At 36.2% G+C, this 11,818-nt stretch carries 9 protein-coding genes and 1 tRNA gene; 1 reads left to right on the forward strand and 9 read right to left on the reverse strand.

From position 1 onward, the window contains the following. The first annotated feature begins 195 nt into the window (after window positions 1-195). Window positions 196-4,659, forward strand: coding sequence for a fibronectin type III domain-containing protein (locus AC52CF_RS03120; RefSeq protein WP_375180937.1), 4,464 nt, complete (start codon window positions 196-198; stop codon window positions 4,657-4,659). A 405-nt stretch (window positions 4,660-5,064) separates the two neighbouring features. Here AC52CF_RS03120 and AC52CF_RS03125 read toward each other — a convergent pair whose 3' ends face one another. The 9 genes from AC52CF_RS03125 to AC52CF_RS03165 all read right to left on the reverse strand — a co-directional run bounded on the left by AC52CF_RS03125 (window position 5,065) and on the right by AC52CF_RS03165 (window position 11,818). After that, window positions 5,065-5,292, reverse strand: coding sequence for a hypothetical protein (locus AC52CF_RS03125; protein WP_214590827.1), 228 nt, complete (start codon window positions 5,290-5,292; stop codon window positions 5,065-5,067). Between the two features lie 553 nt (window positions 5,293-5,845). Then, window positions 5,846-6,379, reverse strand: a complete 534-nt coding sequence (locus AC52CF_RS03130; protein ID WP_496517836.1) for a hypothetical protein — start codon at window positions 6,377-6,379, stop codon at window positions 5,846-5,848. 15 nt (window positions 6,380-6,394) lie between these two features. Next, complete coding sequence (locus AC52CF_RS03135) at window positions 6,395-6,934, reverse strand: DUF4468 domain-containing protein (protein WP_496517837.1); 540 nt, start codon at window positions 6,932-6,934, stop codon at window positions 6,395-6,397. Window positions 6,935-7,158: 224 nt separating this feature from the next. After that, window positions 7,159-7,232: transfer RNA gene (locus tag AC52CF_RS03140), tRNA-Cys, on the reverse strand. Between the two features lie 56 nt (window positions 7,233-7,288). Then, complete coding sequence (locus AC52CF_RS03145; RefSeq protein ID WP_496517838.1) at window positions 7,289-7,798, reverse strand: RDD family protein; 510 nt, start codon at window positions 7,796-7,798, stop codon at window positions 7,289-7,291. A 21-nt stretch (window positions 7,799-7,819) separates the two neighbouring features. Then, entirely contained in the window at window positions 7,820-9,184 is a 1,365-nt protein-coding gene (locus AC52CF_RS03150; RefSeq protein WP_496517839.1) for a DUF4403 family protein, read from the reverse strand. A gap of 29 nt (window positions 9,185-9,213) precedes the next feature. After that, on the reverse strand, window positions 9,214-9,576 hold the full coding sequence (folB, locus tag AC52CF_RS03155) for a dihydroneopterin aldolase (protein WP_235129681.1): 363 nt from the start codon (window positions 9,574-9,576) through the stop codon (window positions 9,214-9,216). Window positions 9,577-9,581: 5 nt separating this feature from the next. Next, complete coding sequence (thrC, locus tag AC52CF_RS03160; RefSeq protein WP_496517840.1) at window positions 9,582-10,883, reverse strand: threonine synthase; 1,302 nt, start codon at window positions 10,881-10,883, stop codon at window positions 9,582-9,584. Between the two features lie 11 nt (window positions 10,884-10,894). Further along, window positions 10,895-11,818, reverse strand: coding sequence for a homoserine kinase (locus AC52CF_RS03165; protein WP_214590822.1), 924 nt, complete (start codon window positions 11,816-11,818; stop codon window positions 10,895-10,897).

Raw genomic sequence — 11,818 nt, forward strand, 5'->3', positions numbered from 1 at the left:
TAATTTATACTATGTATTATCAAAAAACGCGTTAGATTTGCAGTAAATAATAAATTTCTAGCCTATGGTGAATTTTTTTACTTTTTTTCAATTTTATCACAATTTCAGTTTCTTGGATAGTTCGTATTCAGGAAATAACTTCTTAAACAAAATTTATAATTCTCATATCCTTATAAGGATCTAATATTTATTAATATGAAAAAATATCTATTGTTTTTTTTCTTGGCACTTTCGTATATGCTGAGTGCGCAGGTAAGTTCTTATAGTTTTTCTCAGTCTACGGGAACCTATACAGATTTGCCGGGTACGGCAACGGTACTGGCAACTGCAACGGGAAGTACAGGAGCAGCCTCTCTGGATAACGTTATTTATCCGGTTACTCTTCCTTTCCCTGTTTCTTTTAACGGAAGTAATTATTCTTCTATTAATGTATCAACAAACGGATTTATTACTTTTGGGGCGACAGCTCCCGGAGCTGGTACTTACAGCCCGATTTCCAGTACGGAAACTTATGCAGGAGCTGTTTCTGCATGGGGTAAAGATTTAAATTCAATTTTTAATATTAATTCTAAGACAGGAAGTATCAGTTGGGCGGTTGTAGGTACAGCTCCGAACAGAGAAATTGTAGTACAGTGGTCAGATTTCAGACCAGCGTACTCAACTTCTACAACGAGTGTTTATACTTTTTCTTTTCAGATCAGACTCAGAGAGACTACTAATACGATTGCTGTAGTGTACAAAGGCGGAAGTTATCTTATAGGTAATACTTCCGTAAGCGGAACTACTCAGGTAGGATTAAGAGGATCAAGCAATGCCGATTTTAATCACAGACAGAATGCTACCACAGCATTATTTACGGCTTCTGCTTTAGCAACGGCAAATACAGGCAGTCAATCATTTAATACAACTGTTGCTACTCCGGGAATGCCTTCGGATGGTCTTATTTATACATGGACTCCGCCATCTTGTTTTGGACCGTCTGGTTTCACTTCTACAGCAGTTACTACTTCCAGTGCTTCTGTAAGTTGGGCGGCAGCATCAACCCCTCCGGCAAACGGTTATGAAATATATTACAGCACCACCACAACTCCTCCCGCAACGCCACAGATTACGGGTATTGCAGGAACTGCAACGAGTTATACAATTCCCGGTTTAGCTGCTAATACAACGTATTACGTATGGATTAAAGCAAAATGCAGTTCAACGGCTCAAAGTTCGTTAATAGGACCTATTACTGTATATACAGGATATTGTACTCCTACAGGTGGTACGTCTTCTACAACGTATTATTTAAATAATGTTACGACTACAGGCGGATGGACTAACCTTGCTTATACAGCTTCTTCGTATCAGGCTTATGTAAACTCTCCGGGAGTGATATTGAGCTCACCAGGGTTTACAGTGACTACGAATTTGGCTACTTCGGGTGGAAGTACGTATTATTACTACGTTTGGGTAGACTGGAATAACGATCTGGATTTTAATGATCCGGGAGAAACGATTCTTGCGACCACTACTTATACATCAACCGCAACAGCGAATATTGTAATTCCTGCAGGACAGGCTGTCGGAAACTACAGAGTTCGTACGTCGTCATCATTTATTGGTGCAAATACTTCGTGCGGACCAGCTCCGTATGGAAATTTCGTGGATTTCACTTTATCTGTTGTGGCTCCTCCAACGTGTCTGCCTCCGACTGGTCTTACGATCACTACGGCAACAACATCAAGTGCTACCATACAGTGGACTGTTCCGGCTACACCACCGGCAAACGGTTATGATGTTTATTACAATACTACGGGAGTTGCTCCTACAGCAGCAACAGTTCCTCAATATAGCGGTGTAACGGGACCTAGCCAGCTGATTACCGGTTTGGCTTCAAGTACAACGTATTATGTATGGGTAAGAGCGAAATGCAGCAGTTCAGATATTAGTTATTGGTCAGGACCACGTACGGTTTATACAAATTACTGTGTTCCTACGGGAGGTTCTTCTTCAACAACTTATTATCTGAATAATATTACCACTACAGGTGGGTGGACCAATTTAGCTTATACTGCTTCTTCGTATCAGGCATATGTAAATTCTCCTAGTGTTGTTTTAAGCTCTCCAGGATTTACAGTAACGACCAACTTGGCGACATCCGGTGGAAGTACCTATTTTTATTATGTGTGGGTTGACTGGAATAATGATCTTGACTTTAACGATCCGGGAGAAACTATTTTAGCAACCACTACTTATACTGCAACGGCAACAGCAAATATTGCGATTCCTGCGGGACAGCCGATAGGGAACTACAGAGTTCGTACTTCATCATCATTTATTGGTGCAAATACGGCTTGCGGACCTGCTGCATATGGAAACTATGTAGATTTTACCTTATCTGTGGTAGCGCCTCCGACGTGTCTTCCTCCGACTGGTCTTGTGATTGCAAATGCGACAACGTCAAGTGCAACAATACAGTGGACGGTTCCGGCGACACCACCGGCAAATGGTTATGATGTTTATTACAATACTACTGGAGTTGCTCCTACAGCAGCAACGATTCCTCAGTACACAGGAGTTCCAGGACCTAGCCAACTGGTATCGGGATTAGCTTCAAGCACAACGTATTATTTTTGGGTAAGAGCAAGATGTAGCAGTTCAGATATTAGTTATTGGTCAGGACCACGTACAGTTTATACAAACTACTGTGTTCCTACAGGAGGTTCTTCATCAACAACTAATTATTTAAAAACGATTACCACTACAAACGGATTTACAAACCTGAACTATACGGCTACTGCTTATAGTGCCTATGTAAACAATTCTGCTACCAGTTTCTCTGTATTACCGGGAGGAGTAGCCAATGTTTCCATGAATGCGGGAACCAGTACTTATTATTATTATATCTGGATCGACTGGAATAATGATTTAGTATTTGATCCGGCTACTGAACAGGTGTATTATTCCGGAGGTTATATAAATTCTGTTGCTAACGCTCCGATAAGTTCTGTGGGTCGTCCTTCAGGTTCTTACAGAGCAAGATTTGCAGCGTCTTATATCGGTACGGTAACTCCATGCGGGCCGGCTCCTTATGGAAATTATGTAGACTTTACATTTATCATTAAGCCTTGTTCTACAACCGCGCCTACGAATGTTTATGTAGATGCTATTGCTCACAATGCAGCTACTGTACACTGGACTCCTTCTCCTGATAACCTGGGTTATAAAGTATACTGGAGAAAGAACGGAACGACACCATGGGTGAATTCTTCAGTTGTAATAGCGCCGCCGGCAACATCTTATACAATAACTACAGGTTTAGATCCTGCTACAAAATATGATGTAATGGTAGTTGCGGTTTGTAACAATACTGAAGGTACTGCTACTCCGGCTGTGTTTACCACAAGATGTGATCCTACGCCGCCGAGTGTAACGGTAACTAATATTACGACAAACTCTGCATTGGTAACATGGGCTCCTGTTGTACCAAGTGCTACTTATGTAATCAGATACAGAATTGTAGGTACAGGAACATGGACTACGGTGAATATCACCGCACCTCCTTTAAATACATATCCACTTACCGGATTAACTCCGTACACTACATATGAAGTACAGGTGGCGAACATCTGTAATGGAGAAACCACTATTAACACTTGGTCTAATCCTAAAGTATTTACTACGGAAAGAACGTGTCAGTTACCTCCTCCGGGACTTACCATTACAGCGATTACTCCAACTACGGCGCAGGTAACATGGGATCCTTTCCCGGGTGCTACTTATATCCTGAGATACAGAAAAGTAGGTATTCCGAGCTGGACAATGGTACCGTCTAATACCAATACGATTACCCTTACAGGTTTATTGGAACTGACTAAATATGAAATGCAGGTAGCAAACGTTTGTAGCGGAACTCCGGGTACATATACACTGCCTTATTTCTTCACGACGCCAACAATCGTTTATTGTCAGATGGCATCTACCGGAACAACAACTTCAGAGTATATCTCTAAAGTAACGGTAACGCCCAATGGTAAACCTCAGATGACGAATACTTCCGTAGGATCTAATTATACAGATTATACAGGAGTTACAAACAAGTTTATTGAACTGATTCAGGGGTCTTCCGACAATAAAATCATAATTGATAAAAAACTGTCAGGAAACAATAAAGCAGGAGTTGCCGTATGGATCGATTTCAACAGAAACGGATATTTCGATATCAACGAAAGAATCCTTGCTGACGGGCCAAACAGTAATCCTACTGCGAGCACTACATTTACGGTACCAGCAGATGCATTCATCAGTCTGGTAGACTACAAATATGTAGTGATGAGAGTAGCAATGGGCAAAGATGTTATTCCTGTAAATTGTACCAACTTCCCGAATGGCGAAGTAGAAGATTACACAGTAAGAATTTCTAAGCTTCCTGTTCCTAACCCGATTAATCAGACAGATATATTAATCTATCCGAACCCTGTGAGTTCTGTACTGAATGTTAAGAATATTAGCAGCAGAGCGAATTATAAGATTTATAATTCAGCAGGACAGGTGGTATCAACGGGAGTTATCTTAAACAACAAAATTGATGTTCATGCATTAATTAATGGAGTTTATGTAATCGATATTGAAGATTCTAAAGGAACTGTACAGAAAAAGTTCATTAAGGAATAACAATAATTAATAGTTTACACACCAAATAAGCCCTCAGCAATGGGGGCTTATTTTTTTATTTCTTAATAAGTGTTAAAACTTAGATTATTAAAAGAATAAAAGAATCGAGTAATGTTTAATTTGCTATATGTCTGCAACCGCAGCAATAAAAGGGGAGTGGGTTGAATATTAAAGGAAATATATCCTTTTATAAGGATATTAACAGTTTTTTAATCTTTGATAAAAATTGTTAATTGATGGAATTAATATTCGATATAGATGTATGTAAAACTAACATTTCATAAATTTGCAGTCACTCATGTTTAATTTGAGTTTTCATGGTTATTAGTTTTTATCCTCGTAGAAATACGGGGATTTTTTTGTTTTTGCGGAAAATATAGCAATAGAGAAGGGAAAACGGAAGCTTTAGTTTTGGTTTTTGGCAAATAAAAATACTTTAAACCTATCATTACTGCTGTATCTCTTACAGCTCTCATCCATAAACGAATCGGGAGATTTTTTAAACTCTTCAATGTATTTAAGACCTTCTTCGTCAATACTTGGAATAATAATGTAATCATACAGCGTTTTTGTAAACTCGCTGGAATTTTTTAAAATGTTTTTCTTGTGTTTTAATGCTTCGTTGAATGTCATGATTTTAGTTTACGCAAATTTAATCATTATTTAGTGAAAAATATAATGTTTTATACAACAATTTTTATTATGTAATATTTATAAACTTGAAAAATATAATATGTAAATAGTTTAGGTTTAGTGTTTTATAGTTTTTTTTGTTGCCGGTTATTGGAATTATTTATATGACTGGAATCATAAAATGGAGAACATATTATAATTAATTTTAGAAATATAACATATAAATGTTTTAGTATCTCAGTAAGTTTGCCTCCCGTTTGCGGGAGGTTTTTGTATTATGACTCTGGTCATACTCATTTAGAAAGGCTTTATTGTAGTTTTACACATTCAATTTCCATTCGTTTTTAAACAGTTTTTTAAACTTCTCAGTTTGTTCTGGGAAGTTTTTTGTTTTCGAATGTAAATGTCTAAATAATGAATTGTCGGGAAAAAGCAAGGAGTTCTCACCTATTTATTTCATGTCTTTTTGACGCCTTTAACTATTTTTTTAATAAAATAACAAAGAAATAAAGCTCCGTTTGGAGCTTTTATTAATGTGGTAAAATTATCTAATTCAGTCATAAGGTTTATTTTGAATAATAACATTAATATCTACTGGAGTGCAGGATATTTTAAAAAATTTACTTTCTTTCTTGTAAATAACCTCAAAAATCCAGTTTTCAGTTTTATATGAATTACGCAATAATTTTATTAATTCATTATAATTTAGGCTATTTGAAGTTATCTTATCTTCTGGATCAGCTACGAAAGATCTAAGAAAGGTATATTCTTTATCTTTATCCATCTCTGAAACAATTCTGTACCATTTTTCCATATGATCTTTTGAATCATTAGAGTAAAGTGAAAATTTACCAATTTGTTTTGAGTCATCATTTTCAGAAACTAAAATGAAATAATTTTTAAAATCGTATGTTCTATTTTCTAGTCCTAATCGTACTTTTGCCCCTGATTTTCTTAGCCTTAAATCTCTTTCGAAATCTGTAAACGATTTTCCAATGTAGTTTGAAAACTTATTTATATTCTGAAAAGTTTGAGAATAAAAATATATATTTTGAAATAAGAAGAAAATAAAAAAAGATATTTTCATAATAAATTGTTTTAATTACCAATCACCTTTGCCTTCATATGTCTTTTTCATATATCTTTCGAGAGACGAAACAAACTTGCCTACAAATTCTGTAACTTTTACCTTTACATCCGCGTATCCTAAATTATACTGTATACCTTTTCCTTTTGCTGGAGCTTCTTCTGTAAGTGTTATTATTCCATAATCTACTCTTCTGCACCCAGACCCTCCTGACCCCTTATGATCAAAGGAATGAAATATATATTTATACTTGCCGTCTCTAACAAATATATTAAACTTATATTTAATTGGTCCTTCAACGCATTTTCTTCCTTTATATTTTTCTTCAGTTCTATAATCAAATATTCCGCTACCGCTTATCTCTCCATCTTCTTTATCTTCAGTATTGACGATATTATTTTTTGAGTTAAAGTTTTCATTTGCCCATGATCGTGCCCTATTATAAAGTTCATCTTTTGAAATAGTAGAGTCTACTTTTACTACATTTTCGAACTTTAGTTCTTGTGAATAAAATAAATATGGGAATAATGCAATTATTAAAAAAATATTTTTCATGATTAAAAGTTTACTGCAATTTACAAAATCTCTGTAATCTACTATTACGGAAAACCTCAACAAGAGAAATAGTTATGGGCAGCTTACTCATGTCTATCACATACAGATAGAGGAGTTCAATATCCAATATTAAAAACTAAAATTAAAAAGGCTTAAAACTTCGTTGTAAAATAGTAAAAATAAAAAACCCTAAAACATTGTAATAAATGAGTTAGGGTTTTGTTTGGAGGTACCTAGCGGATTCGAACCGCTGTAGATGGTGTTGCAGACCACTGCCTAGCCGCTCGGCCAAAGTACCATTTACCATTTTTGAGGTGTGCAAATATAGTAAAATTTATTTTCGAACAAAAATTTTTAAGCAATTTCTTTCGTGCCAATGCTCTCTATTTCGCTTTTTGCCTGTCTTTCAGTCTCATAATTTTTGGTATGAATTACCCTTGTATCGCTCCAGCTGTCGTGCCATCCGTTTTCCCCAAGAAATGACAGTGCATCAAAAGGGACAAGTCTGGAAATATTCCGTATAAAATAATCCTGTAAAGTCGGAGAGGTGCCGTCCGTCATAATAACTTTCGTTCCTGTAATGTATTTTCCTACTGTTTTTCCGTTTGTAAAATACTCCATAAGGAAAGCATACAGAAAATATATAAACGAAGTAAGAATAATATCAGCAAGGCGCCCAATTTGGGATAGTTTATAAATCATTGGAGTGAAATAATACATTCCAAAAATGTTATCAATGAAAACAACGGCAATACCGAGAAGGAAAAAGAACAAATTAATCACCAGCTTGTCGATAAAAAGATTCGCAAATCTTTGCCATTTCGTTGCTCTGTGGACATCCACAATTTTAAGGTACTTTTTCATGTGTATTAGTTTTTATAAATTTTAAATTCCTGTTAGTGTTAATTTTAAAGTGGCTTTGGTATCAATAACGGCAGTAATTCCGTAAGGATTGAGAAGGATTTTACTTGGTTTGAGGCTGAATACTTTTCCGTTCATTTTTAAGCCTTTATAATATTCTTTATTGAATGCTTCTTCGATGCTTTTCTTTGAACTATTTTCCAGTTCCTGAGTAGGAATTCCGTATTCTTCTTCGATCATTTTTACGATTCTTCCTCTGAAGAGCAACGTCGCTGTTTTCTGTAGAATATTGGCTGTTTTCAGGTTGAATTTTGTATTAGACAATACAATTTTCTTTTTCGCTTCATCATACACAGGAATCCCGGAAATAAACGCTTTTCCGTTTACATACCCTTCGGTTTCCACTTCTATCATCACCTTATCATCAACGCCGTATACTTTAATATCTTTAATTTTTACGGATGAACCTCTTACATCATATTCCTTATTCAAAAACATATTTCTCGCAATATTAGTCGCTTCTGTAAACGGAATATTAGCGGTGGTCTGAAGCAGGAACTGGTTTCCCAAACTAGAAATAAATGTGAAGTTTGGAGCCGATTTTATAGGCGGTGTTGAAGCAGGCTGGCTTCCTGTAAAAGTTTCAGAAAAAACATCAATCCCGATCGTAGTATCAATCTGGTTGGCATAAAACTTTAGCGGTGTCATATTTACCTTTACCGGAGAAACTTTCAGCCAGGTTTTGTATTCTTCAGAAATATTAAAAGGCTGTGAAAATGCATTCCAAGCCATTACTGCATATTGCTGAAAATTAAGCTGTGCTGCCATTTGGCTGTCGATGGTTTTACAGAATTTCTGCTGTTGTTCCACCAGACTTTTTTCAACCAGAGAAGTAATTGGGATTTTAATTTTACCATAATCCAGAACAGGCTGTGTTACCCATCGAAAGCCGTTGGGTTTTGTGCTTGTCGTAATAATCCAGTTATTCTGAAAATTTAATGCAGCATTAAAAGACATCACCGTTTCAAAAGTGGTGTTCTGGTATGTATAAAGTCCCAGCGTTCCGATGCCTTTTTCTGCCCAAATTTTTAAAGGAACTTCGATCAGTATGTTCTGATTGGTTCCTCCCACAAGCCGGATAGGGCGGGTTTTCCAGACTTTTACCTTAAACTGGTCATTATTATTATCGGTATAAGAATCGTCCTGATAAATGAGATCTTTTACCGATGCATTAATCAGATTGCTGATCTCTGAAAGCGGAATGCTCACAGGCATCGTAATATTAGACCGCACTTTCGGAAAATTATAGTCCGGAATTTCCGTGCTGATATTCGTCTGCCCGAAAATACCCGTACAAAACAGAAGAAATACTATTTTTACAACTTTCAATTGTGTTATTTTTTTAATAAATATTTAGTTTAAGGCTTAAAACTTTTTTCAAGTTCTATACTTGCACCCGTCATTTCCCCTTTCATTGGCGGAGCTGTTTTGGTAATTTTTAATTTAATGTAATCTACCTGCGGAAACCTTTCATGTATTGCAAAAATAATTCTTCCTGCTACATGTTCCAGCAATTTAGATTTTATTTTCATTTCCTCATGAATGATTTCGTTGATTTCTGCGTAACTGATGGTATCATTCAGGTCATCGGAAGCTGCTGCATTCCAGAGGTCGGTATGAAGTTCTGCATTTACAATATAATAGGTACCAACAATATTTTCTTCCGGAAGAACACCGTGGTAAGCGTATATTTTTACATTTTCTAAATAAATCCTGCTCATAACTCTTAAATTTCTGTAAGCAAAAATCGTTTTAATTCTGCAAAATCTGGATTTATTTCAATACTTTTTTTCTCTTTTTTCATTAATAATTCTAAAGACTCAGGTAAATCTACTGGAGTCTGAATGCCTTTTTCCACTGCCTGAGGAAATTTTACGGGATGAGCGGTTCCCAGAATAAAGCCTTTTTTAGGATTGTCTTCAAAGTTTTTTTCCATAGCAGCATACGCAACTGCAGCGTGAGGATCGAGCAGATGACTGTATTTTTCATATACATTTTTAATAGATGCTAATGTTTTTTCATCATCCACAGAATATCCTGAAATCATACTCGCTACATCCTGAAACTTATTCCCGAAAAGCGTTAAAATTCTCACGAAATTACTCGGATTTCCTACGTCCATTGCATTAGAAAGTGTAGCTACCGTTTCTTTTATCTGCAGTTTTTCTGTTTCTAAATAGCAGGGAATAACATCATTTTCGTTGCATGCCGCAATAAAATGTTCTACAGGAAGTCCCCGGAAATAAGCTAAAATTCCGGCACACAAATTACCAAAGTTTCCGCTTGGGACGGAAATAACAGGCTTCTCTTTTTCTTTTTTTTTCCATTGCTTCAGCGCGAGCAGATAATAAATTTGCTGAGGAAGCCATCTTGCGACATTTATGGAATTGGCAGATGTTAAAAATAATTTTGAATTAATTTCTGCGTCCGAGAAAGCCTGTTTTACTAAATTCTGGCAATCATCAAAGCTGCCGTCAACTTCTAAAGCAGAAATGTTTTCGCCGAGTGCCGTTAACTGCTTTTCCTGAACTTCGCTTACCCTATTTTTTGGGTAAAGAATAACCACATTAATATTTTCAGTTTTATAAAATCCATTCGCAACGGCTCCTCCCGTATCTCCGGATGTAGCCACCAAAACGGTTACTTTTTTATTCTCACTTTTCAGGAAATAAGACAGACAGCGGCTCATAAATCGGGCTCCCACATCTTTAAAGGCTAAAGTTGGACCATGAAAAAGTTCTAAAGAATAGATGTTTTCATTGATTTTTTTCAACGGAATTTCAAAATTGATGGTTTCTGAAACGATTTCTTTTAAAATCTCCGAAGGAATTTCGTCGCCCACAAAATCTTTCATGCATCGGTAGGCAATTTCTACATCGCTGTAAAGGTCTAAATTTTCAATAAAATCTTTTTCAAATAATGGGATATATTCTGGGAAAAACAGTCCTTTTTCTTTTCCCTGTCCTTTTATGGTAGCTGTTTTGAAATCAACAACTTCTTCTTTATCTTTTAAATTATAATACTTCATAGGCTGATTTTTTATTCTTCAATAATTTCTATTCCTTTAGGATTTACTTTAGAAACATACGCGAAACTTTCAATGTTGATTTTACTGTAAACAGATTTCATCATTTCTGCTATTTCGTATGAAATTTTTTCATTCTCGGAAAGCATAAAAACCGAAGGTCCGGAACCTGAAATACCCCCGCCTAAAGCGCCTAAACCGAGACTTTTTTCTTTAATTTCATTAAATTTAGGAATCAGGAGACTTCTTACAGGTTCTACGATAACATCCTTTAAACTTCTTCCGATCAGTCCGAAATCATTATTCTGAATTCCGGCAACCAGACCTGCAATATTTCCCCATTGCTCTATGGCATCCTTCAGAAGAATGTTTTTCTTCAGAATCTGTCTTGCATCAGAAGTTTTTACTTCAATCTGCGGATGAACCGCCGTTACAAATAAGTCCGGAGAATTCAGCGGAATGATATCAATGGGATTTGAAGATTTGATTAATGTTATTCCACCAAAAATACAGGGTGTAATATTGTCTGCATGTTTCACCCCTGAAGCTAATTCTTCACCAAACATGGCAAAATAAATCATTTCCTCTTTAGAAAGAATATTTCCCAGCAGACGGTTGGCTCCAAAAGCAGCTCCTGCTGCACTTGCCGCACTGGAGCCCAATCCGCTTCCGGGTTTTATCTTTTTATGGATGATTACCTCAAAGCCGTTTTTAAGATGTAATTCCTCCTGAATTTTCAATAAAACTCTTCCTGCAACATTTTCTGAAGTTTCTTCCGGCAGTCTGAAATCGTCTGTGTGTCTGATGATGATTTCAGAGGTTTCCAGCAGTTTCAGTTCCATTACATCAAACGGTTCATGGATTGCCATTCCTAAAATATCGAATCCGCAAACCAGATTGGCAATGGTAGCCGGAACTTTTAATTTTACTTTTTTCAT

This window comes from Chryseobacterium sp. 2P, assembly GCF_059579425.1.

Coding starts and splice junctions, on each gene's coding strand:
- AC52CF_RS03165 (WP_214590822.1), bottom strand. CDS start 11,818: ATGAAAAAAGTAAAATTAAAAGTTCCGGCTACCATTGCCAATCTGGTT.
- AC52CF_RS03145 (WP_496517838.1), bottom strand. CDS start 7,798: ATGAAAAAGTACCTTAAAATTGTGGATGTCCACAGAGCAACGAAATGG.
- AC52CF_RS03130 (WP_496517836.1), bottom strand. CDS start 6,379: ATGAAAATATCTTTTTTTATTTTCTTCTTATTTCAAAATATATATTTT.
- AC52CF_RS03135 (WP_496517837.1), bottom strand. CDS start 6,934: ATGAAAAATATTTTTTTAATAATTGCATTATTCCCATATTTATTTTAT.
- folB (WP_235129681.1), bottom strand. CDS start 9,576: ATGAGCAGGATTTATTTAGAAAATGTAAAAATATACGCTTACCACGGT.
- thrC (WP_496517840.1), bottom strand. CDS start 10,883: ATGAAGTATTATAATTTAAAAGATAAAGAAGAAGTTGTTGATTTCAAA.
- AC52CF_RS03120 (WP_375180937.1), top strand. CDS start 196: ATGAAAAAATATCTATTGTTTTTTTTCTTGGCACTTTCGTATATGCTG.
- AC52CF_RS03125 (WP_214590827.1), bottom strand. CDS start 5,292: ATGACATTCAACGAAGCATTAAAACACAAGAAAAACATTTTAAAAAAT.